The 25,362-nt window shown below is 71.7% G+C and carries 30 protein-coding genes; 17 read left to right on the top strand and 13 right to left on the bottom strand.

The window, feature by feature from the left end; all coding sequences use genetic code 11:
- The 6 genes from HUT10_RS29335 (at position 1) to HUT10_RS29310 (ending at position 3,965) form a co-directional block, all read left to right on the top strand.
- On the top strand, positions 1 to 837 hold the full coding sequence (locus tag HUT10_RS29335) for a sulfurtransferase (protein WP_176174153.1): 837 nt from the start codon (positions 1 to 3) through the stop codon (positions 835 to 837).
- Complete coding sequence (locus HUT10_RS29330) at positions 837 to 1,148, top strand: DUF1416 domain-containing protein (protein WP_176174152.1); 312 nt, start codon at positions 837 to 839, stop codon at positions 1,146 to 1,148. The genes HUT10_RS29335 and HUT10_RS29330 overlap by 1 nt, the downstream gene beginning before the upstream one ends.
- Positions 1,149 to 1,382: 234 nt before the next feature.
- The gene (locus tag HUT10_RS29325; RefSeq protein ID WP_176174151.1) at positions 1,383 to 1,997 is read left to right on the top strand and encodes an FABP family protein; all 615 of its coding nucleotides are present in this window, start codon (positions 1,383 to 1,385) and stop codon (positions 1,995 to 1,997) included.
- Between the two features lie 5 nt (positions 1,998 to 2,002).
- Positions 2,003 to 2,599: a 5-oxoprolinase subunit PxpB gene (gene pxpB / locus HUT10_RS29320; RefSeq protein ID WP_176174150.1), complete on the top strand. Its 597-nt coding sequence runs from the start codon at positions 2,003 to 2,005 to the stop codon at positions 2,597 to 2,599.
- Between the two features lie 11 nt (positions 2,600 to 2,610).
- Positions 2,611 to 3,441, top strand: coding sequence for a biotin-dependent carboxyltransferase family protein (locus HUT10_RS29315; protein WP_176178074.1), 831 nt, complete (start codon positions 2,611 to 2,613; stop codon positions 3,439 to 3,441).
- 98 nt (positions 3,442 to 3,539) lie between these two features.
- Entirely contained in the window at positions 3,540 to 3,965 is a 426-nt protein-coding gene (locus HUT10_RS29310) for a hypothetical protein (protein WP_176174149.1), read from the top strand.
- Here HUT10_RS29310 and HUT10_RS29305 read toward each other — a convergent pair.
- Positions 3,944 to 4,792 (bottom strand): aminodeoxychorismate lyase, encoded by an 849-nt coding sequence (locus tag HUT10_RS29305; protein ID WP_176174148.1) that lies wholly within the window; start codon positions 4,790 to 4,792, stop codon positions 3,944 to 3,946. The genes HUT10_RS29310 and HUT10_RS29305 overlap by 22 nt on opposite strands.
- A 31-nt stretch (positions 4,793 to 4,823) precedes the next feature.
- On the opposite strand from HUT10_RS29305, the gene HUT10_RS29300 reads away from it, so the two are divergent.
- Genes HUT10_RS29300 through HUT10_RS29290 form a run of 3 tightly spaced genes read left to right on the top strand, consistent with a single transcriptional unit; the run spans position 4,824 to position 7,505 of the window.
- The gene (locus HUT10_RS29300; protein ID WP_176174147.1) at positions 4,824 to 5,963 is read left to right on the top strand and encodes a folate-binding protein YgfZ; all 1,140 of its coding nucleotides are present in this window, start codon (positions 4,824 to 4,826) and stop codon (positions 5,961 to 5,963) included.
- A 49-nt stretch (positions 5,964 to 6,012) separates the two neighbouring features.
- Complete coding sequence (locus HUT10_RS29295; protein ID WP_176174146.1) at positions 6,013 to 6,576, top strand: aerial mycelium formation protein; 564 nt, start codon at positions 6,013 to 6,015, stop codon at positions 6,574 to 6,576.
- Entirely contained in the window at positions 6,573 to 7,505 is a 933-nt protein-coding gene (locus tag HUT10_RS29290; protein WP_176174145.1) for an asparaginase, read from the top strand. The genes HUT10_RS29295 and HUT10_RS29290 overlap by 4 nt, the downstream gene beginning before the upstream one ends.
- 76 nt (positions 7,506 to 7,581) lie before the next feature.
- Here HUT10_RS29290 and HUT10_RS29285 read toward each other — a convergent pair whose 3' ends face one another.
- Positions 7,582 to 8,478, bottom strand: coding sequence for a hypothetical protein (locus tag HUT10_RS29285; protein WP_176174144.1), 897 nt, complete (start codon positions 8,476 to 8,478; stop codon positions 7,582 to 7,584).
- A gap of 207 nt (positions 8,479 to 8,685) precedes the next feature.
- Here HUT10_RS29285 and HUT10_RS29280 point away from each other — a divergent pair, with 207 nt between their 5' ends.
- Positions 8,686 to 8,880, top strand: a complete 195-nt coding sequence (locus tag HUT10_RS29280) for a DUF3073 domain-containing protein (RefSeq protein ID WP_091319261.1) — start codon at positions 8,686 to 8,688, stop codon at positions 8,878 to 8,880.
- Positions 8,881 to 9,001: 121 nt separating this feature from the next.
- Complete coding sequence (locus HUT10_RS29275; protein WP_303246984.1) at positions 9,002 to 9,856, top strand: 3-hydroxybutyryl-CoA dehydrogenase; 855 nt, start codon at positions 9,002 to 9,004, stop codon at positions 9,854 to 9,856.
- Here the strand turns inward: HUT10_RS29275 and HUT10_RS29270 are convergent.
- The 4 genes from HUT10_RS29270 to HUT10_RS29255 form a co-directional block, all read right to left on the bottom strand.
- Entirely contained in the window at positions 9,847 to 10,674 is an 828-nt protein-coding gene (locus tag HUT10_RS29270; RefSeq protein WP_176174143.1) for an ECF transporter S component, read from the bottom strand. The genes HUT10_RS29275 and HUT10_RS29270 overlap by 10 nt on opposite strands.
- Before the next feature lie 594 nt (positions 10,675 to 11,268).
- Positions 11,269 to 12,867 (bottom strand): ABC transporter ATP-binding protein, encoded by a 1,599-nt coding sequence (locus HUT10_RS29265; protein ID WP_176174142.1) that lies wholly within the window; start codon positions 12,865 to 12,867, stop codon positions 11,269 to 11,271.
- The gene (locus HUT10_RS29260) at positions 12,864 to 13,925 is read right to left on the bottom strand and encodes a CbiQ family ECF transporter T component (protein ID WP_176174141.1); all 1,062 of its coding nucleotides are present in this window, start codon (positions 13,923 to 13,925) and stop codon (positions 12,864 to 12,866) included. Before HUT10_RS29260 ends, HUT10_RS29265 begins: the two co-directional genes overlap by 4 nt.
- Positions 13,915 to 14,538 (bottom strand): hypothetical protein, encoded by a 624-nt coding sequence (locus tag HUT10_RS29255; RefSeq protein ID WP_176174140.1) that lies wholly within the window; start codon positions 14,536 to 14,538, stop codon positions 13,915 to 13,917. Before HUT10_RS29255 ends, HUT10_RS29260 begins: the two co-directional genes overlap by 11 nt.
- A 77-nt stretch (positions 14,539 to 14,615) precedes the next feature.
- Between HUT10_RS29255 and HUT10_RS29250 the strand changes: the two genes are divergently transcribed.
- The 3 genes from HUT10_RS29250 (at position 14,616) to HUT10_RS29240 (ending at position 17,363) form a co-directional block, all read left to right on the top strand.
- Positions 14,616 to 15,524, top strand: a complete 909-nt coding sequence (locus tag HUT10_RS29250) for a Gfo/Idh/MocA family protein (RefSeq protein WP_176174139.1) — start codon at positions 14,616 to 14,618, stop codon at positions 15,522 to 15,524.
- Between the two features lie 268 nt (positions 15,525 to 15,792).
- Positions 15,793 to 16,443, top strand: a complete 651-nt coding sequence (locus HUT10_RS29245) for a VanZ family protein (protein ID WP_176174138.1) — start codon at positions 15,793 to 15,795, stop codon at positions 16,441 to 16,443.
- A 176-nt stretch (positions 16,444 to 16,619) separates the two neighbouring features.
- On the top strand, positions 16,620 to 17,363 hold the full coding sequence (locus HUT10_RS29240) for a GNAT family N-acetyltransferase (protein ID WP_176174137.1): 744 nt from the start codon (positions 16,620 to 16,622) through the stop codon (positions 17,361 to 17,363).
- Here HUT10_RS29240 and arfB read toward each other — a convergent pair.
- The 6 genes from arfB to HUT10_RS29210 form a co-directional block, all read right to left on the bottom strand.
- On the bottom strand, positions 17,360 to 17,776 hold the full coding sequence (gene arfB, locus HUT10_RS29235) for an alternative ribosome rescue aminoacyl-tRNA hydrolase ArfB (RefSeq protein WP_176178072.1): 417 nt from the start codon (positions 17,774 to 17,776) through the stop codon (positions 17,360 to 17,362). The two genes, HUT10_RS29240 and arfB, sit on opposite strands and share 4 nt — an antisense overlap.
- A 48-nt stretch (positions 17,777 to 17,824) precedes the next feature.
- Entirely contained in the window at positions 17,825 to 18,895 is a 1,071-nt protein-coding gene (gene purM, locus HUT10_RS29230) for a phosphoribosylformylglycinamidine cyclo-ligase (protein ID WP_176174136.1), read from the bottom strand.
- Between the two features lie 28 nt (positions 18,896 to 18,923).
- A complete protein-coding gene (gene purF / locus HUT10_RS29225) occupies positions 18,924 to 20,450 on the bottom strand; it encodes an amidophosphoribosyltransferase (RefSeq protein ID WP_176174135.1) in 1,527 nt (508 codons plus the stop codon).
- Between the two features lie 118 nt (positions 20,451 to 20,568).
- Positions 20,569 to 20,874, bottom strand: coding sequence for a hypothetical protein (locus tag HUT10_RS29220; RefSeq protein WP_176174134.1), 306 nt, complete (start codon positions 20,872 to 20,874; stop codon positions 20,569 to 20,571).
- Positions 20,861 to 21,100, bottom strand: coding sequence for a DUF397 domain-containing protein (locus HUT10_RS29215; RefSeq protein ID WP_176174133.1), 240 nt, complete (start codon positions 21,098 to 21,100; stop codon positions 20,861 to 20,863). Before HUT10_RS29215 ends, HUT10_RS29220 begins: the two co-directional genes overlap by 14 nt.
- 260 nt (positions 21,101 to 21,360) lie before the next feature.
- Positions 21,361 to 22,239 (bottom strand): helix-turn-helix transcriptional regulator, encoded by an 879-nt coding sequence (locus HUT10_RS29210; RefSeq protein WP_176174132.1) that lies wholly within the window; start codon positions 22,237 to 22,239, stop codon positions 21,361 to 21,363.
- A gap of 164 nt (positions 22,240 to 22,403) precedes the next feature.
- Between HUT10_RS29210 and HUT10_RS29205 the strand changes: the two genes are divergently transcribed.
- Positions 22,404 to 23,234 carry an SAM-dependent methyltransferase gene (locus HUT10_RS29205; RefSeq protein ID WP_176174131.1) on the top strand — a complete coding sequence of 277 codons (831 nt, stop codon included), beginning with the start codon at positions 22,404 to 22,406 and terminating at the stop codon, positions 23,232 to 23,234.
- Between the two features lie 25 nt (positions 23,235 to 23,259).
- Here the strand turns inward: HUT10_RS29205 and HUT10_RS29200 are convergent, their stop codons facing one another.
- Positions 23,260 to 23,640 (bottom strand): sterol carrier family protein, encoded by a 381-nt coding sequence (locus HUT10_RS29200; protein ID WP_176174130.1) that lies wholly within the window; start codon positions 23,638 to 23,640, stop codon positions 23,260 to 23,262.
- A gap of 56 nt (positions 23,641 to 23,696) precedes the next feature.
- On the opposite strand from HUT10_RS29200, the gene HUT10_RS29195 reads away from it, so the two are divergent.
- Both HUT10_RS29195 and HUT10_RS29190 read left to right on the top strand, forming a co-directional pair.
- Positions 23,697 to 24,401, top strand: coding sequence for a type VII secretion system-associated protein (locus HUT10_RS29195; protein WP_176178071.1), 705 nt, complete (start codon positions 23,697 to 23,699; stop codon positions 24,399 to 24,401).
- A 104-nt stretch (positions 24,402 to 24,505) separates the two neighbouring features.
- Complete coding sequence (locus tag HUT10_RS29190; protein WP_176174129.1) at positions 24,506 to 25,306, top strand: lysozyme; 801 nt, start codon at positions 24,506 to 24,508, stop codon at positions 25,304 to 25,306.
- The last annotated feature ends 56 nt before the right edge of the window (positions 25,307 to 25,362 follow it).

The raw sequence follows: 25,362 nt of genomic DNA, 5'->3' as shown, positions 1-25,362 counted from the left end.
ATGAGCCGTGAAGACGTCCTGGTCACCACCCAGTGGGCCGAGGAGAACCTGGACACCCCCGGCGTCGTGTTCGCCGAGGTCGACGAGGACACCACCGCCTACGACGCCGGCCACATCCGGGGCGCGGTGAAGTTCGACTGGCGGAAGGACCTGCAGGACGGGGTGCGCCGCGACTTCGTCTCCAAGGAGGGCTTCGAGAAGCTCCTCTCGGAGAAGGGCATCTCCAACGACGACCTGGTGATCCTCTACGGCGGCAACAACAACTGGTTCGCCGCGTACGCGTACTGGTACTTCAAGCTGTACGGCCACGACAAGGTCAAGCTGCTCGACGGCGGCCGCAAGAAGTGGGAGCTCGACGGCCGCGAGCTGAACTCCGACGAGGTCAAGCGGGACACGACCGAGTACAAGGCCCAGGACCAGGACCTGTCGCTGCGCGCGTTCCGCGACGAGGTCGTCCAGTCGATCGGGTCGAAGAACTTCGTGGACGTCCGCTCGCCGGACGAGTTCTCCGGCAAGCTGCTCGCCCCGGCGCACCTGCCGCAGGAGCAGTCCCAGGTTCCCGGCCACATCCCCGGCGCGCTGAACGTGCCGTGGGCGAAGGTCGCCAACGAGGACGGCACCTTCAAGACCGAGGACGAGATCCGGGAGCTCTACAAGGACGAGGGCATCGACGAGGGCAAGGGCACCATCGCCTACTGCCGCATCGGTGAGCGCTCCTCGATCGCCTGGTTCGCGCTGCACGAGCTGCTGGGCTACGAGGACGTCAAGAACTACGACGGTTCGTGGACGGAATACGGCTCGCTGGTCGGCGTGCCGGTCGAGTTGGGAGCCAAGTGATGGCGGTTGACGACAGCTGCGGCGCACCGGCCCAGGAGGCCACGCCTGCGGACTTCGACACGCGCGGCCAGGTCGTGCTCGCCGGCAAGGTGACCGGCGCGAACGGGCCGGTCGGCGGCGCGTTCGTCCGGCTGCTGGACGGCGGCGGCGACTTCACGGGCGAGGTCGTCTCCTCGGCCGACGGCGACTTCCGCTTCTACGCGGCGCCGGGCGAGTGGACGGTCCGCGCCCTGCACCGCACCGGCAACGGCGAAGCTTCCGTGACCGCGGAGGGCCCCGGCCTGCACCAGCTGGCCATCTCCGTCGGCTGAGTCCCCGCTGCACCGCGAAGGCCTTCCTGCTGCGGCAGGGAGGCCTTCGCGGCGTTTCCGGCCGGGTGACTGTGCTCACCGCGGCGACCCTGCGCAGGGCCGTTCCGCACGGGGGCGACTATTCTGCGGGGCGTGGAAGCCTTCTTTACGACTCTGCTGGTCCTCGCCGGCATCGCGATCACCTGGTTCGCCGTGTACGTCGTCTACCGGCTGTACGCGGACCAGCGCTGACCCATGACCGCCAGCGGCGACGAAGCCATCGTGGCAGCGGAGAAGCGCGCGGAGAGCACCCGTTCGCGCAACCTCCCGCTGTGGGACGACCTGCCCATCCCCAACGACACCGCGAACCTGCGCGAGGGGCCGAACCTCAACGACGCCTGCCTCGCGCTGCTGCCGCTCGTCGGTGTCTGGCGCGGTGAGGGCGAGGTCGACTACCCGACCATCGAGGGCCCGTACAAGTTCGCGCAGCAGCTGACGATCTCCCACGACGGGCGCCCGTTCCTGATCCACGAGTCCCGCGCGTGGCTGCTGGACGAGGACGGCAACGTCATCCGGCCCGCCGCCCGCGAGTCCGGGTTCTGGCGGCCGCAGGCGGACGACACGATCGAGCTGCTGCTCACCCACAACACCGGCATCGTCGAGCTGTACTACGGCAAGCCGCGCAACCAGACGTCGTGGGAGCTCGGCACCGACGCGGTGATCCGCACGGCGACGGCCAAGGACGTCACCGCGGCCCAGCGCCTGTACGGCCTGATCGAAGGCTCCCTCGGCTACGTCGAGGAGCGGGCGATGGCGGGCCAGGAGATGCAGCCGCACACCTCGGCGCTGCTGCACCGCGTCGTCGGCTGAGGCCGGTGCGCTGGCGGCGGTGCGGCGAGGACGCGGCCCTGCTCGACTGCGACTCGCTGGAGCAGATGCGGGCCGCCCACGCCACCGTGCTGGCCGCGCGCCCGCCCGGGGTCGTCGACCTCGTGCCCGGCGCGCGCAGCCTGCTCGTCGTGGGCGGGATCGCGGCCGTGCGGGCCCTGCTCGAAGCCGCCGACCTCACGCATCCGCCCGCGGACGAGCCCCGCGAAGTCACCCTCGACGTCCGCTACGACGGCGAGGACCTGGCCCTCATCGCCGCCGACGCCGGGATCTCGCCCGAAGCCGTCGTCGCGATGCACACCGAAGCCGGCTACACCGTGGCGTTCACCGGCTTCGCGCCCGGCTTCGGCTACCTGACCGGGCTTCCCGCGCCGCTCCGGCAGCCGCGCCTCGAGTCGCCGCGCACCCGCGTCCCGGCCGGCTCGGTCGGGATCGCCGGCGAGTTCACCGGCGTCTACCCGCGCGAGTCACCGGGTGGCTGGCGGCTGCTCGGGCACACGTCGGCGACGCTGTTCGACCCGCACGCCGACCCGCCAGCGTTGTTCGCACCGGGCGACCGCGTGCGCTTCCGGAGCGTCCGGTGAGGAGCGTGGAGGTGCTCGACCCCGGGCGGTACGCGCTGGTCGAGGACCTGGGCCGGCCCGGGTACGCCCACCTGGGTGTCGCGCCGTCGGGGGCGCTCGACCGGGCGTCGCTGCGGCTGGCGAACCGGCTCGCCGGCAACCCCGAAGACGCGGCCGGCGTCGAGGCCCTGCTCGGCGGGCTCTCCGTGCGCTTCACGGCCGCGGTGACGGCGGCGGTCACCGGCCCGGCGGTCGACGTCCGGATCGACGGGCGGCCGTCCGGCTCCCACGTGCCGCTGGCGGTGCGCGCCGGCCAGACGCTGACGCTGGGCACGCCTGCGACCGGCCTGCGCTGCTACCTGGCCGTCTCGGGCGGGATCGCGGTGGAGCCGGTGCTGGGCAGCCGGTCACGGGACGTCCTGTCCGGCATCGGCCCGCCGCCGCTGCGCGCCGGGGACGTCCTCCCGCTCGGCGAGCCGGGGATCCCCGCGGGTGCGGACGTCGTCGTGCCCGCCCGGGCACCCTCCGAGCTCGTCGTGCCCGTGACGCTCGGGCCGCGCGAGGACTGGTTCGCCGACCCGGCCGCCGGGCTCGCGGCGGGGTGGACGGTCACGGCCGAGTCGAACCGCGTCGGCCTGCGCCTCGACGGGACGCCGCTGCGGCGGGCCGTCGAAGGCGAGCTGCCCAGCGAGGGCGTCGTCACCGGGGCCGTCCAGGTGCCGCCGAGCGGGCTGCCGGTGGTGTTCCTCGCCGACCACCCGACCACCGGCGGCTACCCGGTCGCCGCCGTCGTGAAAACGGCCGCGCTGGGCGCCCTCGCGCAGGCTCGGCCGGGTACCCGCATCCGGTTCCGGCCGTCCTGAGCAAGGCGTACCGCCGCGCGGGTGACACCGGGCTCACCCGGTGCACCCGTCCGGGTAGGGGTCGGAACCATGTCACGCCGTCGCCCGTCCTCATAAGCGTGGAACAGGTGACGATCAGCGGTGGCACGGGTTTCCTGGACGTGAACGCGCGGGCGCGGGCGGAGCTGCCGCAGTCCCTGCGGATCGCGCTGGCCACCGGACAGCTGCGCCGTCCGCTGGCCACCACGCTCGGCCCGGTCCTCGACCTGCTCGTCGACGGCGACTACCGGGTGAGCGGCCCGGAACGGCTGCCGGAGGACCAGCTGCTGACCCCGACCGACGCCTGGCCGCCGTCGGACGAGGCCCGCGTCGGCTACTACCGGACGGCCATCCGCAGCGGGCACCGGCCGGTCGCGGTGGTGCTGGCCGACGGCGAGCGCGAGCTGATCATCGACGGCCACCACAAGATCGCCGCCTACCGCGCCGAAGAGGTCGCCCCCGCCGTCGTCCGGATCACCCAGGGTCAGGCGTATTCGCCCTCGTAGGCCGCGACCAGCTCCGCGTACAGCGCGGTGGAGTCCGGCAGCCGCTCGCCGTCGAGCGTGTGCACCCGGGTCAGCTTCCGGACGCTGGAGGCCATGAACACGCCGTCGCCCTCGACGAGGTCACGCACGGTCAGCGGCTCCACCTTGACCGCCCAGCCCGCCTTCTCGGCCCCGCGGAACAGCGCGGCCTGGGTGGTGCCCGGCAGGATCCCGATGCTCGGCGGCGGTGTGTAGAGGGTCCGTCCCTTGGCGAGCACGACGGTCGACGTCGGCCCCTCGAAGACCGATCCGTCGGCCGCGGTGAAAATCACATCTTCGGCCCCACGACGGCCCGCCTCCCGCACGGCGGCCATGTTCATCGCGTACGACAACGGCTTCGCGCCGAGCAGCAGCCACGGCGCGCGCTCGGCGAGATCGGGCGGGAAACCGCGTTCGAGGGTGATCGCGGCGACGCCTTCGGCGCGGGCCTTCAGGATCGACGGCGCAACCTCCGAGCCCAGTGCGAACCCGGTCGGCACCGCGGCCGGATCGCCATCGGATCCCCGCGTGTACACCAGTTTCAGCACCATTTCCGGCCCGCCTGCCCACCGTTCGAGCACCAGCGAAACGACCCGCTCCCAGGCCGCGAGGTCGGGCTCGGGGAGGTCGAGCATGGCCGCCGAGCGGGCCAGCCGCTCGAGGTGCGGACCCAGCTCCCGGGGCCTGCCGTCGACGACCAGGATCGTCTCGAAGACGCCGTCGCCGCGCATCAGCCCGAGGTCGTCGACCTTGATCTGGGCCACGTCGGGGTCGGCCGGGGTTCCGTCGAGGAAGACGAGCACGCGCATGCCGACACGGTACTCACCTAGGCTGGGAGGTATGCCGTACCGCTCGCCGCTGCTGGACGTGCCCGGATCGATCCCTCCGCCTGAGTCAGACACTGTGCACCCCGAGGCCGGAGTGCCCTGGCACTGGGGAGACCCCTTCGCCGAGCAGCGCACGGCCTCGCGCAGCGTGGTCGTGATCGACCGCTCGCACCGCGAGTTCCTCGCCGTGACCGGCGAAGAGCGGTTGTCGTGGCTGCACCTGGTGATCTCGCAGCACGTGACCGGGCTGGCCGAGGGCTCCGGCACCGAGGCGCTGGTCCTCGACAGCCAGGGCCGCGTCGAGACGCACATGGTGGTCGCGCACCTCGACGGCACGGTGTACCTCGACACCGACCCGGGCCCCAGCGTCACCAGCGCGTTGCCCAAGGGCGGTCCCCAGACGCTGCGCGAGTACCTCGAAGCGATGAAGTTCTGGTCCAAGGTGGACATCCGGGACGCGACCGGCGAGCTCGCGCTGCTCACCGTGCTCGGCCCGGACGCCGAGCGCGTGCTGAGCGCGGTCGGCGCCGAGGTCGGCCCGGAGCCGTACGCGGTGACGGCCCTGCCGGGTGGCGGCTTCGCGCGGCGGATGCCGTGGCCGGGCCGCTCCAGCGTCGACCTCGCGGTGCCGCGCGCGGCCCTGCCGGACTGGTGGCAGCGGCTCACCGACGCGGGCGCGCGGGCGGCGGGCAGCTGGGTGTTCGACGCGCTGCGCGTCGAGTCGGTGCGGCCGCGGCTGGGCATCGACACCGACGACCGCACGATCCCGCACGAGGTGGGCTGGGTCGGTTCGGCCGCGCACGTCGCGAAGGGCTGCTACCGCGGCCAGGAAACCGTCTCGAAGGTCCACAACGTGGGACGCCCGCCCCGGAACCTCCTCCTGCTGCACCTCGACGGTTCGCCGGAGATCACGCCGGAGACCGGCGACCCGGTGCTGCTCGACGGCCGCGCGGTCGGCCGGATCGGCAGCGTGATCCAGCACCACGAGCTGGGCCCGATCGCGTTGGCGCTGGTCAAGCGCTCGACACCGGTGAACGCGGAGCTGCTGGCGGGCTCGGAGGACAACCTCGTCCAGGCCGCCATCGACCCCGATTCGGTGCCCGCCGAACAGCCGGCGCCGGGCCGTGCGGCAGCCGCGCAACTCCGTGGCTGATCGAAAGGCCCTGACAGCGAGATCACGCTCAACCGGGATAAACTGCGCTGTGATCGAAGTGCGGCCCGGTGGCAGGCGGCGGATCGACCGCGTGCTCGGCCCGGGGTACCTCAGCGGCCTGGGTGAACTGCCGCTGAACGTGCTGCGCGAGCGGCGTGACGAAGCCGCGCAGGAAGAGACCGACCTGTCCTACCTGCGCCGGCTCCTGCACGCCCGGATCGACATCGTGCGCGCGGAGCAGGCCCGGCGCAGCTCGGGCGGCGAAGCGAGCATCGTCGACCAGCTGGCGACGATCCTCGCGGACAACGCACTCGGCCCGGCGGCCGGTTCGGGACGGCACCAGCAGCTGGAGCCGTCCCGCGCGGGTGAGCACCGGCGCCACGCGGAGGCCCTGATCGGGGACACGGACCTGACCGACGTCGGGTCCCTCTCGGACGAGAAGCTCGCCTCCGCTTTGGACACGTACGCGCGCGAAGAGCTGTCGGTGTCGTCGTTCCGCCGTGAGGTCCAAGGCGTGATGGACACGTTGAACGCGGAGATCGCGCAGCGCTACCAGCAGGGATCGGCCACAGTGGACGAGCTGCTGGAGAACGAAGGCGGCCGCGGCGAGTGACCAACCCCGTGCTCGCCGAAGTGGTCCGGTCCGATTTCGTGGAAAGCGTCCACCGGGGAGCGCTGGTCATCACCGGCCCCGAAGGCGGCGTCCGGCTGGCGCTGGGCGACGTGGTCTCGCCGGTGTTCCCCAGGTCGTCGAACAAGCCGCTGCAGGCGGTCGGGATGCTGCGGGCGGGCCTGCGCTTCTCGGGCGAGGACCTGGCGCTGGCGTGTGCGTCCCATTCGGGCGAGCCTGGGCACGTCAAGCGGGTCCTGGAGCTGCTCTCGGCCGCCGGCCTGAGCGAGGACGACCTGGTGTGCCCCGCGGACTTCCCGCTGCACGTTCCGAGCATGCGCGACGCGGCCGAGCCCCGGCGCGTGATGATGAACTGCTCGGGCAAGCACGCGGCGATGCTCACGACGTGCGTCCGGGCGGACTGGCCGGTGGCGGAGTACGCCTCGCCGGACCACCCGCTGCAGCGGTCGCTCGCCGAGGCGGTGTCTTCGCTGACCGGGGAGCCGATCGCCCACACGGGCGTCGACGGGTGCGGGGCGCCGCTGTTCGCGTTCTCCCTGACCGGGCTGGCGCGGGCGTTCGGGCGGATCGCGGTGGCACCCGGCGGCCCCGAGGCCGAGGTGGCATCGGCGATGCGGGCGCACCCGTGGCTGGTGGCCGGGACGGGCCGCGAGGACACCGCGTTGATGTCCGCGGTGGAGGGTCTGGTCGCGAAGGGCGGGGCCGAGGGGGTCCAGGCGTTCGCGTTGCCGGACGGGTTCGCGGTCGCGATCAAGATGGATGACGGCGCGAAGCGGGCCTGCGCCCCGCTGGCGGTGGAGGCGTTGCGGTACCTGGGGGCGGACGTGTCGGGCCTCGAGGAGCTGCGACGGCCGGTGGTGCTCGGCGGCGGGCAGCCGGTGGGGGAAGTCCGGGTGCCGGAGCTGCGCTGAGCAGCCCCCGTTTCCACGCTAGCGGCAGGGACCGACAGTTTGGCCGTTCAGCGGCGCCGGGGCACGGGGTTGTCCACTAGTTGGCGCGTTCCCTGGCGGCCACGTCACCCCAGAACTCGCGCAGGTCCGAAAACAGCTCGGCCAGCTCCTCGACGTTGCCCGAGCGCAGGGCGTCCAGGATGTCGTGGACCTCGTCGGCGGTGTTGTCGGCTTCCAGCACCGGGTCCGTGAACAGCTGGACCAGGCCGCCGTAGTCGAGTTCGACCACCGAATCCGCGTGGAAGTTGTCCAGCCAGCGCCGGGTCTCGTACAGCACCCGGCCCGGTCCGGAGTCGCCGAAGGTCTGCTCCAGCAGCTCGCCGGCTTCGCGGGCGCGGTGCTGCGCGTCGGCGAGGGTGGCGCGCCAGGACAGCTCGCGCGCGGGGTCCGTGCGGCCGTTGCCGAGCACCAGCTTGCGTTCCTCCGGCTCGATCAGCACGAACCACGGCAGCGGGACCGTCCAGGTCGTCGACAGCGTGTGCGCCGCCGACGTGCTCAGGTCCGCCATCGCGGCCTTCGTCCGGGACCGGATCGTCTCCTGGGTGAAGCCGCCTTCGTCGAGGACGACGTTCTTCAGCGCCGGGTGCGCGTCGCCGAGGAACGTCACCAGCGCCGCCGCCGAGCGGGCGCGCAGCTCCAGCGGGCAGACCAGCGGGCCGTGCTCGGCCTTGCCGCCCGGGACTTCCGCGGGATCGAGGACCAGGACGTCGGTCAGCAGGCTCGGCGCCGGACGGCCGTCGGCGAGCTCGGCCGGCAGCAGCCGCCGCGGGGCAGCCACCTGTGACTTGAGCCACATGGCCTGCTCGCGCGCACCCGCGTCCGTCCGCTGCAGCTTGGCCGCCGCGACGGCCGCGCGCAGCCGTTCGTCCGGCGGGTCGCCCAGGGCGAGCAGGGGTTCGTACACCCTCAGGTAAGCCACGAAGGGACGGAGCACGGGTAGATCGTGGCACGTCTACCTGCACCGATCGTCACCGACCGGCCGGTAACCGGTGTCCGGCTGACACTGTCACGACCGGCACACCGTGCCACGTCGCATCCAACCCCCCGGACACGGTACGGTGTGAGCAGGAAAGAATTGTCGAGACGATGCGGGGCCGCCGATTCCCCCGGCCGCCCCGCCCCTGTGCGAGGGGGTCGAGCCATGGGGCGCGGCCGGGCTAAGGCCAAGCAGACGAAGGTGGCGCGTGAGCTCAAATACAGCTCGCACGAGACCGACTTCGATGCTTTGCAGCGCGAGCTGTCGAGTAACTCCTCCAGTGACAACCACCATGAGGACTCTGCCGACAGCCGGTATGAAGACCCGTACGACGACGGGTACGACGAGTACCGTCGTTGAGCACGCGTAGACGCGCGAGGGTGGAGCCGGGCGACATCCGGCAACCACCCTCGCGCGTCGTGTGCTGCCCAAATCGCGTCCACAGACGCGCCGGGCTGCGAACCGATGAAGGAGTGAGCCGGTGGTAAGTCGGGTTGGAGTCGTCGGGGCGGGCCTCATGGGGTCCGGCATCGCCGAGGTGCACGCACGGTCCGGGTTGGACGTCGTCGTCACCGAGGTGAACCAGCCGGCGCTCGACGCGGGCAGGGCACGCATCGAGAAGTCGCTGCAACGCGGCGTCAAGAGCGGCAAGCTGTCCGCCGAGGACGCCGAAGCGGCGCTCGCCAGGCTCCGGTTCACCACCGACATCGCCGAGTTCGCCGACCGCGAGCTGGTCATCGAGGCGATCCTCGAGCAGGAGCAGGCGAAGGTCGACGTCTTCCGCCAGCTGGACAAGATCGTCGAGGCCGAGGACGCGCTGTTCGCGTCCAACACGTCGTCGATCCCGATCATGAAGCTGGGCATGGCGACGAGCCGGCCGCAGCAGGTGGTCGGCATCCACTTCTTCAACCCGGTGCCGGTGCTGCCGCTGGTGGAGCTGGTGCCCTCGCTGCTGACCAGCGAGGAGACCGCCCGCCGCGCGGAGGAGCACGCGACGACGGCGCTGGGCAAGACCGTGATCCGCTCGCAGGACCGCGCCGGGTTCATCGTGAACTCGCTGCTGGTGCCGTACCTGCTCTCGGCGATCCGGATGATCGAGTCGGGCTTCGCCTCGGCCGAGGACATCGACCGCGGCATGGAGCTGGGCACCGCGCACCCGATGGGCCCGCTGCGCCTGTCCGACCTGATCGGGCTGGACACGATCAAGGCGATCGCGGACTCGATGTACGCGGAGTTCAAGGAGCCGCTGTACTCGTCCCCGCCGCTGCTGCTGCGCATGGTGGACGCGGGCCTCCTCGGCAAGAAGACCGGCCGCGGCTTCTACTCCTACGGCTGACCTCGTTCGAAGGTCACGGGCGCATCGAAGGCGGCGCGCCTCGCGGCCCGCCGCAGCACGCCCAGAACGGCCGGCCCGAGCACGACGATCGCCACGGCGTTCGTGATCGCGCGCCCGGTGTCCCAGCCGAGCGTCGACGTCAGGACGGTGTAGACGGCGAACCGGTGCAGGTTTTCGGTCAGCGGCGCCCCGGGCACGTAGCTGAGCTGGGTGCCGGTGCCGCCGAGGAACGGCCACGACCACAGGCTCATGAGCAGCCCGAAGAAGTAGGCCGCGAAGACGCCGTAGCCGACGAGCATGGCAATCTCGGCTTTCCCGCGCGGGGCGCGCGGAAGAAGCCCGGCCCCGAGCCCGATCAGCGACGACGCCAGCATCTGGAACGGCAGCCACGGCCCGACCCCGGCGGTCAGTAGCGCACTGGTGAACAGCGACGTCGACCCGAGCACGAACCCGAACCCGGGCCCGAAGACCCGCCCGGCGAGCACGAGCAGGAAGAAGACCAGCTCGATCCCCCCGGTCCCGGCCCCGAGCGGCCGCAGACCGGCGTTGACGGCCGAGAGCACGCCGAGGAGGGCGAGGGCTTTGGCATCGATGCCCCCGCGCGACAGCTCGCCGAGGACGACGAGGATGAGCACGGGCAGGGTCGCCATGAAGACGAAGGGCGCGTCGGCGGTGTGAGCGGCCGCGGTGGGTTGTGGGTGGGCGAAGAGGGGCCAGCAGAACATGGCCAGCCCGAGGAGGCTCGCGGTGGTGAGGACCAGCGCGGGCCGCGGGGTCAGGCGGACTGGGCGGGGTTGCGGGCCGAGGAAGTCGGTCATGCCGGGGTCACCGCCGGCTTGGCCCAACGGGCCGGCCGCTCGACGCGCGCGGGCGCCGGCGTGGCCGGCTTCAGGTGAGCGAACGGCTGGCAGTGCAACATGGCCGGTCCGAGCAGGCTCGCCACGGCCAGGACCAACGCGGGACGGGGCCGTGCGCCGAGGAGACTCGCGACGGGCCTGACCAGTGTAGGCCGCGGACTCAGCCAGACCTGGCGGATTGGGCCGAGGCGACTCGCAACAGTGCGGTCCAGCGCAGGCGGCGGGGTCAGACGGACGAGGCGGGGTTGTGGGCCGACGAAGTCGGTCATGCCGGGATCACCGCCCCCGGTCCGCGGCCGCAGTAGCCCGCCACCGCGGCCGGCCTCGCGCCAGCGGCAGCTTGCCGCTGGCGGGCGCCGGTGTGCGCGGGGACTTGCCGACCGAAGGCCGGGACGCGCAAACCACCACTAAAGCGATGCCGCGGCTCACCGGCCGCGACCCGCAGGTCGGCGCGGTTGCGGTGTGGGTCGGCCAGTGAGCTGCCTCCGGCGGCGATCTCTCCTGGCCCCCGCCCCCGCCCCCCTCCCACCCTCCCCGTCCTCACCCTCCCGCTCCTCACGCCAACGCCTCGGCGACCTCGTCCACCGTCAGCCACTGCTGCGGGGCCAGGATCTTCGCCACCTGGGGTGCGAACGCCGGCGAGGCGATGACCACCTCCTTCGTCGGGCCGTCCGCCACCACCTCGCCCTCGGCCATGACCACCACGCGGCTCGCCACCGTGGCCACGAACTCGACGTCGTGGGTGGCCAGCACTATCGCGTGGCCTTGCGAGGCCAGCTCTCGCAAGGCCACCGCGAAGCGCCTCTTCGCGTGGTAATCCAGGCCGCGGGTCGGCTCGTCGAGCAGGATCAGCGGTGGGGCCGATGCCAGCTGGATCGCCAGCACCAACGCCAGTCGCTGGCCCTCCGAAAGGTCGCCGGGGTGCGCTTCACCGGCGATCTCCGGGGCGAGCCTGTCCAGCAGGCCGCGGGCCGTTCCTGCCGGTACCTGCGATTCGGTGTCCGCCTGTGCGCACTCGGCCTCCACCGAATCGAGGTACAGCAGGTCCGCCGGGGTCTGCGGGACCAGGCCGACGCGCTGGCGGGCCACTCGTGGCTTGAGCGATGCCGGGTCCACTCCACCGACGTCGACCTTCCCCGCCGACCTCGGGCCGCTGCCCTGCACCGCCCAGAGAAGCGACGACTTGCCGGAGCCGTTGCGTCCCATCAGCGCGACCACCTCTCCCGGTCCGACACGCAGGTCGACCCCGCGCACCGCCAGGACATCTCCGTATCGGACCACCACCCCTCTCACATCCAGTGCCGAACCGGTCACCGAGAGACTACGACCCACCACCGACAATTTCTGGAGCCGCGAGCGCAGGGGCCCCGCGACCCGCCGCGCGTCCCGGACCGACAGCGGCAGCGGTGACCAGCCCGCGAGCCGCCCGAGCTCGGCGATCGGGGGTGCGATCGAGGACGTCGCCAGGATCTCGGCCGGTGGTCCCGAGCGCACCGATCCGTCGCCCGGCAGGTACAGCAGCCGGTCGGCGTACTGGGCCACGCGCTCCATCCGGTGCTCCGCGACGATCACCGTCGTCCCCAGGTCGTGCACCAGTCGGGTGATCGCCGCCAGCACGTCCTCCGCGGCCGTCGGGTCGAGCGCCGACGTCGGCTCGTCCAGCACCACCACCGACGGGTGCGCCGTCAGCACCGAGCCGATCGCGACGCGCTGCTGCTGGCCGCCCGACAGTGTCCGCAGTGGACGGTTGCGCAGCTCGGCGATCCCCAGCAGGTCCAGGGTTTCCTCGACGCGCTTGCGCATCACCTCCGGCGGCACCGCCAGCTGCTCCATCGCGTACGCGAGCTCCTCCTCGACGGTGTCCGTCACGAACCCGGAGAGCGGATCCTGCCCGACGACACCGACGACCGGCGCCAGCTCCCGCGGCGGGTGCCGCGACGTGTCCAACCCCCCGACCACGACCCGGCCGGCCAGCCGGCCGCCGGTGAAGTGCGGGACGAGCCCGTTGAGCGCGCCGAGCAACGTCGACTTCCCCGCCCCCGTCGGGCCCGCGACCAGGCACAACTCGCCCTCTTCGATCTGCAGGGACACGTCCGACAGCACCGGACGCGACGCGTCCGGGTAGGTCACCGTGACCCGCGAAAACTCGATCACCGAACGACCTCCGGAGCAGGGGGCGAGACGAACGCGGGCAGCACCGCGACCAGCAGGGACACCACGTGTACCCAGGAAACCTCCGGCCACCGCAGCGGGCTCAGCGACGGGAACAGCCGGCCCGCGTCGATCCGCGCGGTCGCGAACAGCAGCGCGCACGCACCGACGCCGGCCGCGACGACCAGCGTCTCCGGCCACTGCCACGGGTCGGGCCGGTACGCCGTCCGCCGCACCCGGCGGCCGCCGAGGACGAAGCCCACGACGGCCACCGCCAGGCCGGCCGCCAGCAGCGGCATGCCGAGCCAGGACGACGTCCCGTCGAGCACGCCGTAGACGCCGACGCACACGCCGACCAGCCCGGCCAGGACGCAGAACGCGATCAGCCCGCGCAGCCGCGTGCCGAGGTGGGCCCGGCGGCCGTAGCCGCGGGAGTCCATCGCGGCCGCCAGCCGCAGGGACCGGTCCATCGCGTCCGCCAGCACCGGCACCACGATGCCCTTGACCGCCCGCAGCCCGCGAGTCCGGCCCGCGCGCAGCCGCCGGGCCCGCCGCACGCGCTGGACGCTCTCGACGAGCTGCGGGGCGACCGTCAACGCCACCGTGACCGCCGTACCCACCTCCGACAGCGCGCCCGGAACCGCCTTGAGCAGGCGTTTCGGGTTGGCCAGGGCGTTCGCCGCACCGACGCAGACGACCATCGTCGCCAGCCGCAGGCCGTCGTAGAAGCCGCCGAGCAGCTCCTCCGCCGACGCCGGCCCGAACAGCGACAGCCCGGCGGCGAGCGGGATGCGCGGCAGCGTGAACAGCACGTGCCCGCCGTCGTCGCCGCCGATCAGCACCCGGAACAGCACGCGCGAGGCGACGATCAGCGCGCCGACGTAGACGTACAGCCGGAACGCCAGCGCCCAGGGCGCGTCACTGCGCCGGTTCGCGACCACGAACCCGGCGATGGCGATGATCAGGCCGAGCAGCAGCGGGTTCGTCGTCCGGCTGGCCGCGACGGCCAGCGCGAGCGCCCAGGCCCACCAGGCGCCGGGGTGCAGCGCCCTACTGCGCACGCCGGCGCCGGGCGACGACGATCCCGGCGCCGCCGACCAGCACGATCACGACCGCCCCGATCACCAGGCCCCACGGGAACGAGCCGTCGGCGGAGGCGGTGGGAGCGGGCGACGGCGAAGAAACCTGGCGCACCGGCGGCACCCGCGGCGGCGCCGGGAGGTCGTTCGCCGACTTCGGCCGCGCGAACGCCCAGCCCTCGAACCCGCCGGGAGCCGGCTTCGCGGTCTGCGCGCCTTCCTGGCTCGACGTCCAGCTGCCCCCGGCGGAGGCGTGCCAGTAGCTCCAGTACGCCGTCGCCGACGGCATGCCCGCGCAGGACTCGACGTCGGGGCCCGGCTTGCCGTTGATCCGGCAGGCGACGGCGAGGCCGTACTTCTGCGAGCCCGCCACCTCGATCCCGGCCTCCTGCAGGGCGGCAACGCCGTTCGCGGGGGTGCCCGCGGCGCAGCGGACCAGCGGCGCGGGACCGAGATCGCCGAAGTCGACCACCACCGTCACGCCGCCGCCCTCCGGGCAGGACCCGTCGGTGCCCGCCGCCGAGGCGGGTGCGGCACCCACGAAGGCGGCGCCGAACAGAAGAGCGCAGACGACGGCGAAACGGGAGGCGATCATGCAGGCACCTTAACCACGGGGGCGCCCGCCGCAGGTGCGGTTCCGGAGCGACGCGGGACACACCTAGACTGCGGGCCGTGGGACAGCTCATCGCGGACGGACAGCTGCGCGTCGGCCTGATCGGCGCCGGCCCGTGGGCGACGACGATCCACGCACCCGGACTGGCGGATCACCCCGGCACCGCGCTGACCGCGGTCTGGGCCCGGCGGCCGGAGGCGGCGCAAACGCTTGCGGAGACGCACTGCGCGACCGCCGCCGGCAGCGTCGAGGACCTGTTCGAGCAGGTCGACGCGGTCGCGTTCGCCGTCCCGCCGTCGATCCAGGCCGAACTGGGGGTGCGCGCGGCCGAGGCCGGGAAGCACCTGATCCTGGAGAAGCCGATCGCCGCGGACCTGGCGGGGGCGCAGCGGCTGGCCGACGCCGTCGCCGCCGCGGACGTGGCCGCGCTCGTCATGCTGACCCTGCGCTACTCCGCGCAGACGCAGGAGTGGCTCGCCGACCTCGCCAAGGCGGGCGGCTGGGCCGGCGGCGGCGCGCGCTGGCTCTCCGGCGCGCTGCTCGGCGGCCAGTACGCCGCCTCGGAGTGGCGGCAGGACGACGGCGGCGCCCTGTTCGACATCGGCCCGCACGCGCTGGACCTGCTGGACGCCGCGCTCGGCCCGATCACCGAGGTCGTGGCGGCCCGGCAGAGCCCCGGCGACCTCTGGCACCTGATGCTGGCGCACGACGGCGGCGTGATCAGCACGGCCACGCTCTCGCTGCGGCTGCCGGTGCAGCCGACCGTCGTCGAGGTCGCCGTCTGGGGCGAGCACGGTTACCGGACGCTCGGGCGCAAGCCGGGCTCGGCGCAGGAGTCCTACACCGCCCTGCTGGACGACTTCGCGGCGATGATCGCGAGCGGCACCACGACGCACCCCTGCGACGTCCGGCGCGGTCTGCACCTCCAGGCCCTCCTCGAGCAGGCGCGCGAGCTCGCCGCGAAGTAGTGCACAGGGCGGTTCACCGCCTTTTCCCTGCGCCACAACGCTTCCCGACTTGTCCCCAGAAATCATCCACAGGGTTGTCCACAATCTCCATTGTGGACAGTGTGCCCCCTGACCGAACCACGGCCGGACAACCGGCGCCACCGGAAAGATCACCGAATAGTGCGGTCCGCTCGGAATGCCGAGCCGATCTTGCGGTGCGAAGGTGATCTTGCACGGGGTCGATTGCAGTGCGCACCGAAGATCTTGAGGGGTTCGAGAAGGGAGGCGCATGGGAGCTCTGCTGCGCGCTTTCTGGGGGATGATTCCGATTTCGGCCATCGCGCTGCCGTACGCGCTGCTCGGCTGGCCACTGGTCGCGGCGAGGCGCCGCCGGAGAATGGCCGCCCGCCGCGCGAGCGCGACAGCTGCCGTCGACTGCGCTGTCCTCCTCGTCGCCTTCCTGGTGTTTTGCCTGGTCATCATGCCTGTCGGCGGGTCCGCCGACAGCACGCTGGACCTCGTGCCGGGTGCGGACATCACGGCCGCGCTCGGCAGCGACGGATCACTCTGGCAGGTGATCGGCAACGTCCTGCTGCTCTGCCCGCTCGGCACGCTGCTCCCGCTGCGGATCCGCCGCCTGCGTTCGCTGCCGCGGATCGCGCTGGCCGCGTTGATCGCGTCCGTGCTGGTGGAGGGTACGCAATATCTGATCCACACCGGCCGTGTGACGTCCGCCGACGACGTCCTGCTCAACACGGCGGGCGCGACGCTCGGGGCCGCCCTCAGCCGGCGCGGCTGGCGGGCGCTGGACGTGGCACCACCGGTGCCGATCCCGCTGCCGCGCCGCACCATCTGCGAAGCCCCGACGCGCACCCTGCGGGTGCCGAGATCGGTGTGGGACACCCGCTACGCGGCCATCGCGCACCCGGAACGCCGGTAATCCGGTTGCCGCCCGTGCGACCATGGGCGGGAAGAGCCACTTCGACTTCGAGGAATGACCGCCTATGCCTGGCGCCGTCTCCGGCGTCGGCCCCCGCTAGGCCCGACGCCCAGCGACCTGCCCGCAGGCCCGGTCCGCGGGCCGCGGTTCCTCGACGTGCTCTTCGAAAGGCTCACATGATCCAGGCATACGTCCGCGCGACGGCACCGCGCGGCCGGGAGACCGAACGGGTCGGCCCGTTCCTCGCCACCTATTCGCCGGACGACCACCCGATGCTCAACTACGCGATCCCGGACGACGGCGCGCAGCCGACGCCGGCCGAGATCGACGCGCTGACCGCGGCCTACCGGCGGCGGGGCCGGCTCCCACGGCTGGAGTACTTCACCGAAGTCGCTCCCGGCCTGGAGGAACTGTTGGTCGAGGCGGGATACGCACTCGAACGGCGGGTACCGCTGATGACCTGCACACCGGCCGGGTTCGCCGACCACCCCGCGCCCAGCGGTTACGCCATCCGCGAACCGGAGTCCGGCGAGGACTACCGGCGGATGCGCTCGGCGCAGAACCGCGCCTACGGCGAACCGGCCGACGTCACCGAAGAAGAAGCCGAACGGGCGGAAAAAAGCAAGGCGGCGGGGGTCACCTCAGCGCTCGCCGAGGACCTGGCCACCGGCGAGATCGCCGGCGGTGGCGTGGCTCTCGAAATCGTCGATGGCACGACGGAGATCGCCGGCATCGGCGTGCTCGACACCCACCGCCACCGCGGGCTCGCCACCGCGCTGACAGCGTTCCTGACCAGGGACGCGTACGCGAAGGGCGCGCACACCGCGTTCCTGACCCCGGGTGATGCCGGGATCGCGCGGCTGTACGCCCGCGTCGGCTACCGGCCGGCGGGCGAGTGCGTGCACCTCTCGCTGGGTTAATCGTCGAAGCGGCCGGAGCGGCCCTTCTTGACGTCGCTCCGGCGCTTCTTCGACGCCAGGCGGCGCTCCTTCGAACCGCGGGACGGCTTCGTGGGGCGCCGCTTGGCGGGCGGCGGGGCCGACGCGTCGAGCAGGAGGTTCGCCAGCCGGCCGCGCGCGGCTTCCCGGTTCTGCAGCTGGGACCGGTGTTCGCTGGCGGCGATCGTCAGGACGCCGTCGACCAGCCGCGAGCCGAGCCCGGACAGGACCCGGTCGCGCAGGTGCTCGGGGATGGACGGCGACGCGGCGACGTCGAAGGACAGCTCCACCCGCGAATCCGTGGTGTTCACGCCCTGGCCGCCCGGGCCGGACGACCGCGAAAAGCGCTCGCTCAGCTCGGCTCCCGGGATCGTGAACCGGGAGCCGACCACCACGTCTTCGGCTGCCACGCCCTCAAGTGTGACAGCCGGGCCAACCGGATATCAGAACCGCGGGTGGTCACCCGAGAGCACGGCGCGCGGGCCGTCGACGTCGCCGGCCGGCTGGACGTCGCCCAGCACCCACGCCGGGACGTGCCGCGCGGTCAGCATGGCCAGCGCCCGGTCGACGTCGTCGGCGCCGACGATTGCGACCATGCCGACACCCATGTTGAACGTCTTCTCCAGCTCGGCCCGCTCGACCTTGCCGCGCTGGCCGATCAGCGCGAACACCGGCGCCGGGGTCCAGGTGCCGCGGTCGAGCCGGGCGACCAGGCCACGCGGCATGACCCGGGCGAGGTTGGCCTCGAGGCCGCCGCCGGTGATGTGCGCGAACGTCCGGACCTCGGTCTCGGCCGCGAGCGCCAGGCAGTCCTTCGCGTAGATCCGCGTCGGCTCCAGCATCTCCTCGCCGAGGGTGCGGCCGAACTCCTCGACGTGCCCGCCGAGCGGCATCCGCGCGATGTCCAGCAGCACGTGCCGGGCCAGCGAGTAGCCGTTGGAGTGCAGGCCGGACGAGCCGAGGGCCAGCACGACGTCACCCGGGCGGACCTTCTCCGGCGAGAGCAGCTGGGACGCCTCGACCACGCCGACGCCGGTGGCCGACATGTCGTAGTCGTGCTCGCCCATCAGGCCCGGGTGCTCGGCGGTCTCACCGCCCAGCAGCGCGCAACCGGCCTGGACGCAGCCCTCGGCGATGCCGCCGACCAGCGCGGCGATCTTCTCCGGGTGCACCTTGCCGACGGCGATGTAGTCCTGCAGGAACAGCGGCTCGGCACCGGTCACGACCAGGTCGTCGACCACCATGGCGACCAGGTCGATGCCGACCGTGTCGTGCTTGTCCAGCGCCTGCGCGACCGCGATCTTGGTGCCGACGCCGTCGGTCGAGGACGCGAGCACCGGCTCCTTCCACTTGTCGAGCTTCAGGGAGAAGAGCCCCGCGAAGCCGCCGACGCCGCCCAGGACCTCGGGGCGCGTGGCCCGCTGGGCGTGCGGCTTGAGCAGCTCGACGGCTTGGTCGCCGGCGTCGATGCTGACCCCGGCGGCGGCGTACGTGGCGCTCGTGGACTCGCTCACGGTGGACGGACTCCCTACTGGAAGAAACTCAGGGACGCCGGACGGCGTCCTCGGCACCGTACCCGGCGGGGCTGACGGGGGTCGCCGCGCCATTGACCGCGTCGAGGCTTTCAAGCAGGTGCTTTCCGATCAGCGCGTCCTCCGGCAGCGGGATCGGGTACTCGCCGGAGAAGCACGCGGTGCACAGCCGCGACTTCGGCTGCTCCGCCGCCGCGACCAGGCCGTCCAGGGAGATGTAGCCCAGCGAATCGGCCCCGATCGAGCGGCGGATGCCGTCGAGGTCGACGCCGTTCGCGACCAGCTCGGCCCGCGAGGCGAAGTCGATGCCGTAGAAGCACGGCCAGCGCACCGGCGGCGAAGCGATCCGGACGTGCACCTCGAGCGCGCCGGCCTCCCGCAGCATGCGGACGAGCGCGCGCTGGGTGTTGCCGCGGACGATCGAGTCGTCCACCACGACCAGCCGCTTGCCGCGGATGACGTCCCGCAGCGGGTTCAGCTTGAGCCGGATGCCCAGCTGGCGGATGGTCTGCGACGGCTGGATGAACGTGCGCCCGACGTAGGCGTTCTTCACCAGGCCGGTGCCGTACGGGATGCCCGAGCCCTGGGCGTACCCGATCGCGGCCGGGGTGCCCGACTCCGGCACCGGCATCACCAGGTCGGCCTCGACCGGCTGCTCGGCGGCGAGCCGGCGGCCGATCTCGACGCGGGTGGCGTGCACGCCGCGGCCGGCGATCGTGGTGTCCGGGCGGGCGAGGTAGACGTACTCGAAGACGCAGCCCTTGGGGTCCGGGTTCGCGAACCGCGAGGAGCGCAGGCCCGCGGCGTCGATCGCGATCAGCTCGCCGGGCTCGACCTCGCGGACGAAGGACGCGCCGACGATGTCGAGGCCGGCCGTCTCGCTGGAGACGACCCAGCCGCGCTCGAGCCTGCCGAGCACCAGCGGGTGCACGCCGTGCGGGTCACGCGCCGCGTACAGCGTGTTCTCGTCGGAGAACACCAGGCAGAAGGCACCCTTGAGGGTGGGCAGCAGCTCCATGGCCGCGGCCTCGATGCCCTTGTCGGCGGCGTTCGCGGCGAGCAGGCCGCAGATCAGGTCGGAGTCGCTGGACGAGCCGGTCAGGCCCGCGTGCGGCTTCAACCCCGCTTCGATGGTGCGTTCGCGCAGCTCGGCCGTGTTGACGAGGTTGCCGTTGTGCGCGAAGGAGAGGCCGCTACCGGTCTCGGTGGTGCGGAAGATCGGCTGGGCGTTCTCCCAGATCGTCGCACCGGTGGTCGAGTACCGGCAGTGCCCGACGGCGATGTGGCCCTGCAGTGACTGCAGGATCTGCTCGTCGAACACCTGGCTGACCAGGCCGAGGTCCTTGAAGACCACGATCTGCGAGCCGTCGGAGACGGAGATGCCGGCGGCCTCCTGGCCCCGGTGCTGCAGGGCGTAGAGGCCGTAGTAGGTCAGCTTCGCGACTTCTTCCCCGGGAGCCCAGACGCCGAAGACGCCACACTCCTCACGGGGTTCCGGTTCGGGCTGGTCGGACACGAGCTGCGGGTCGGAAACCACCGAGGAGCTCCTGGGAAGACGTGGTCAGGCCGATTTCAGTGTAAACGGTGCGGACATGCGTCAGGCCCCGGCCGACGTGGTTCTGACCACTTCGGACGGGGCCTGCAAGCCTGAACGTCTAGCACGCGTCCGGCAGCGAGAGGATCTCCGCCAGCACCTGCGCGCCTTCTCCGCGGCGGCGCCACAGCCACCGCTCCGGCTCGAAGATGTTTTCTTCGGAGCCGGGCATCCTGGTCGCCTCGACGTCGTCCTCGGCGTTGAGCCGGACCACGTCCACCACGTCGTCGTGCACCCGCACGCCGACGACGGCGAGGACCTCGCCGCGCTCGTCGGCGGGGTGGACGAACTGGTAGCCGCGGGCCACCAGTTCCTGGAGTCCGGTTTCGATGTCGAAGACGGGGGCGACGGCCTCAGCCGAGGACATCGTCGAATTCACCGTCCTTCGCGCCCGCCAGGAACGCCGCCATTTCGGCGCGCGTGTAGACGAGGGCGGGGCCGGTCGGGAACCGCGAGTTGCGCATCGCGATCTCCCCGTTGGTCAGCGGCGCGACCTCCACGCAGTTGCCGTACGCACCGCTGTAGCTCGCCTTGCGCCACTGGGCACCGGACAGCCGATCGGCCGGGATGCCGTTCTCGAATCGCTCAGCCATGTTCCCACCTCTCGATGCGGAAATCTCTGAGGGGCCAATGCAGATGCATGTGCATTTGCCCGCGTATCGGAGGCTAGCACGTGTGAGTGCAACGGTAAATGCACGTGCAGAATTTCTTGCAAAGTTCTCGGACGGTAAAGAACTGCACGGTCGCCGTTAACCTATTGGGTGACGGACAGGTGCTCGTTCGGCCTAACGACTACCCAACGTCACAGATCATCAGGCGCGTCGGCGCCCCGCCCCGAGGTCAGAGGCGGGTTCTAGATCTCTTGCCGGCGCTTCCCGAGCATCGCCCGGCTGCGCTCGGGCGTCTCCGCGTCGACCGCCAGCATGTCCAGCGCGCGGCTGTACTTTTCGATCTCTTCGCGCTTTTCGATGTAGTGCGCGCCGGTCATGTACTCGACGTAGGCGATGTTCGGCAGTTCCGGTTCACCGAACCGCAGCAGTGAAAACGCGTGTTCCGCGGAAAGGCCGCTGCGGCTGTACGGCAGGATCTGGATCGACACGTGCGGCAGCGCGCTCATCTCGAGCAGGTATTCGATCTGCTGCTTGAGGACCTTCATCCCGCCGATCGGGCGGTGGAGCACCGACTCGTCGAGCACCATCCACACGCGCGGCGCGTCCGGCCTGCTGAACATCTTCTGCCGCCGCATCCGCAGCGCGACCAGCTGGTCGACCCGCTCATCGGCCATTTCCGAACGGCCGTGGCTGAAGATCGCCCGCGCGTACGGCTCGATCTGGAGCAGGCCCGACACGTAGAGCGGCTCCCAGATCTGGATTCGCGCGGCGGCTTCTTCGAGGCCGACGAGGTCGGTGAACCAGTTGGGCATGGTGTCGCCGAACCGCCGCCACCAGCCCGGCTCGTTCGACTGCTTGACCATGTCGAGGAACGCCTTGCGCTCCGTCGGGTCGTCGACGCCGTACATGGTGAGCAGGTCGGTGACGTCGCGTTCCTTGAACCCGACCCGGCCCAGTTCCAGCCGGCTGATCTTCGACTCGGACCCGCGGATGTTGTACCCGGCCTGCTGGCGGGTGATGCCGGCCTCTTCACGGAGGCGGCGCAGCTGCGAGCCGAGGATCATGCGGCGCGCCGTGGGACCGATGTTCTGTTCACCTGCGGACGCGTTCACCGCGTTCATTCCCGGCCCTTCCGCGCTCACGTCACCAGGGGGTCCTAGCCCGACTACCGAAAGTACACGTTGCGCCTTCTTGCGCAAAGGGGTGACCCGGTTTACCCCATGCGCGCGTCGTCCTACTGTACGTAGAGCACGAGACTTACAACACACAACTTGCGAGGTTCACCATGCCGGACGCCGCGACGACCGAACGAGTACCCGTCGGGGTCGATCCGACCCGGGCCAGCATCGCGCGCGTCTACGACGCCTTCCTGCTCGGGAAGGACAACTACGAGATCGACCGGCAAGTGCTGGCGCAGGTTCAGAAGGCCGCCCCGGAGGCGCAGGACCTCGCGTTCGAGAACCGCGGCTTCCTCATCCGCGTCTGCCGGTTCCTCGCCGGCCAGACCGGCATCACCCAGTTCCTCGACCTCGGCTCCGGCCTCCCGACGGCGGAGAACACCCACCAGGTCGTCCAGCGGATCAACCCCGAAACCAAGGTCGTCTACGTCGACAACGACCCGGTCGTCCTCGCGCACGGGCGGGCGCTGCTCGAAGAGAACGAGCACACGCACTTCGTCGCCGAAGACATCTTCGAGCCGCAGAAGATCCTCGAGAACGAGATCGTCCGCCAGCACATCGACTTCAGCCAGCCGCTGGTCCTCCTGCAGATGGGCACCCTGCACCACTACAACGGCGACCACGACCGGCCGGCCGAGATCATGCGGGAGTACGTCGACGCGCTGCCGTCCGGCTCGTTCGTCGGGCTCAGCCACTTCTTCGACCCGCAGGACGAGGACTCCGCCACCGCGCGCCGCATGGAGGACTTCTTCGTGCACAGCCCGATGGGTTCGGGCACGTTCCGGACGCAGAAGGAGATCGAAGACCTGTTCCCGGGCCTCGAAATGGTCCCGCCGGGCGTCGTCCGGTGCGCGGACTGGTGGCCGGACGGGCCGCGGCTCAAGGAGCTCAACGTCGCCCAGCGGACCATCGCAGGCGGCGTCGGCCGCAAGCCGTAGGACAGTCGCCGGTCCCCACCGGCTGTCAGACGCGCAGCAGCGGCAACCAGTGCGAGAGATCGGCCCGGGTGCCCGAGGCGGACACCCGGCCGTCGGCCACGGCCGTGGTCCAGTCCAGTCGCCCGGTGGCCAGCTCGAGCCACGTCCGCGGGTCCGTTTCGATCACGTTCGGCGGCGTGCCGCGGGTGTGCCGCGGCCCCTCCACGCACTGCACCGCGGCGAAGGGCGGCACCCGGACCTCGACCGTCCGGCCCGGCGCGTCGGCCGCCAGCGCGCGCAGCGACAGCCGGACCGCCGCGGCCAGTTCCGGGCGTGCCGGATCGGGCGCATCCCCCTGCAGCCACGGCGAAATCGCCAGCACCGCGGCACGTAACTGTCCGGGGTCGACCGAACGCGAAGAGGCCATGGGCAAACAGTAGAGTGGCGCACCAAGACTTGGCAGGCACACCCGAGAACGTGGGGATGACGATGGCGCAGCGGGACGAGGCGGATCGGATGGTTTCGCAGCAGCCCACCGGAAGCGGAGCCGATCGCCCCGGCAGGCACGGCAAGCACAACCGGGCCGCGCGGCGCGAAGGGCAGCAGGCGCGGCGCACCGGCAAGCACGGCACGCCCGAGATCACCGCGGAGATGCGCGCGAACGCCCGCGCGAACCCCAACAGCTGGCTGTACGTCATCGACGAAGCCTTCGACCCGAACGGCCCGGTGCCGTCGTGGGCGGTCGTCGGCGCGTACCCGGTGAACGGCGCCGGTGACGTCGTCGCCGACTTCCACCCCAACGACCGCTACCGGCCCTCGCCGAAGGCGCTCGGCTTCCCGGACCCGGCCACCGACCTCGAGCACCTGCTGCAGCTGGTGCGCACCGAGCACCGGCCGCCGTCGGACCTGCCGAAGGCGGTCCTCGACGCGACGCTGTTCGTCTACGCGATGTCGCCGGTGCAGCGGACCGTCATCGGCTTCCACAACACCGACGGCCGGGTCATGGTGCCCGCCTACACCCGCAAGGCGCTGGTGCCGCGGGAGTGGCCGCACGCGCGGGCCGTGGTCGGCCGCGACATCGTCGACCTGCTCGGCGGGCACCCGGTCGCGATCAACCCGCACGACCTCGTCACCGCCGTCGTGCCGGCCGAGCACCTGCTGAAGGCCCTCGCCGACGAGCGGCGCTGACCTGCGGGTTGAACCCCATCGAGTGATCATCGATTCGCCGATTCGGCGACGCCGGTGCATCGTGAGGCTGAAGAAGTCTGACGAGATCGGTGGGGAGCAAGAGGGTGAAACGACGTTCGCTGCCCTTCGCCGCCGTCCTCGCGTCCGTCCTGCTCCTGGGCGGGCAGACGCCGGCGAAGGCCGCAGACCCCTACGCCGGCGCGGAGGACCACTACGCGGGTTCGCAGATCGCCGCGGTCGAGGGCGTCGGCGAGGTTCCCGACGTGCTGTACGGCGGGGACGACCAGCAGCTCGGGCACGACGTGAGCGGGCACCAGGGTCCGGTCGACTGGCCCGGCGCCGCCGGAGCGGGCGCGAAGTTCGTCTACGTCAAGGCGACCGAGGGCACCGGGTTCGTGAACCCGCAGTTCGCGCAGCAGTACAACGGCTCGTACCAGGTGGGCCTGATCCGCGGCGCCTACCACTTCGCGCGGCCCGACATCTCCGACGGCGCTTCGCAGGCCCGGTACTTCCTCGCCCACGGCGGCGGCTGGTCGGCCGACGGCAAGACCCTGCCCGGCGCGCTCGACGCGGAGTACAACCCGTACGGCGAAACCTGTTACGGCAAGGACGCCGCCGGCATGGTCGCCTGGATCCGCGCGTTCTCCGACACCTACCGGGCGGCGACCGGCCGGTACCCGACGATCTACACGTCGACGAGCTGGTGGAAGCGCTGCACCGCGAACAACGGCGGTTTCGGCGCGAACCCGCTCTGGATCGCGCGCTACAACACCTTCATCGGCGAACTGCCCGCCGGCTGGAACAGCCACACGATCTGGCAGTTCGCCGACCGCGGCACGCTGCCCGGCGACCAGAACTGGTTCAACGGCCCGGCGGACCGGCTGCTGGCCCTGGCGCTGGGCTGAACGGCGCAACTGTCCAATAATAGGTGTTAACTCGTCACCCATTAACGATCTTCTTC

The sequence above is a fragment of the Amycolatopsis sp. Hca4 genome, from assembly GCF_013364075.1.
Taxonomy (GTDB): Bacteria; Actinomycetota; Actinomycetes; order Mycobacteriales; family Pseudonocardiaceae; genus Amycolatopsis.
The sequence above is the reverse complement of the archived record's forward strand: the minus strand, read 5'-3'. Positions and strand labels throughout refer to the sequence as shown.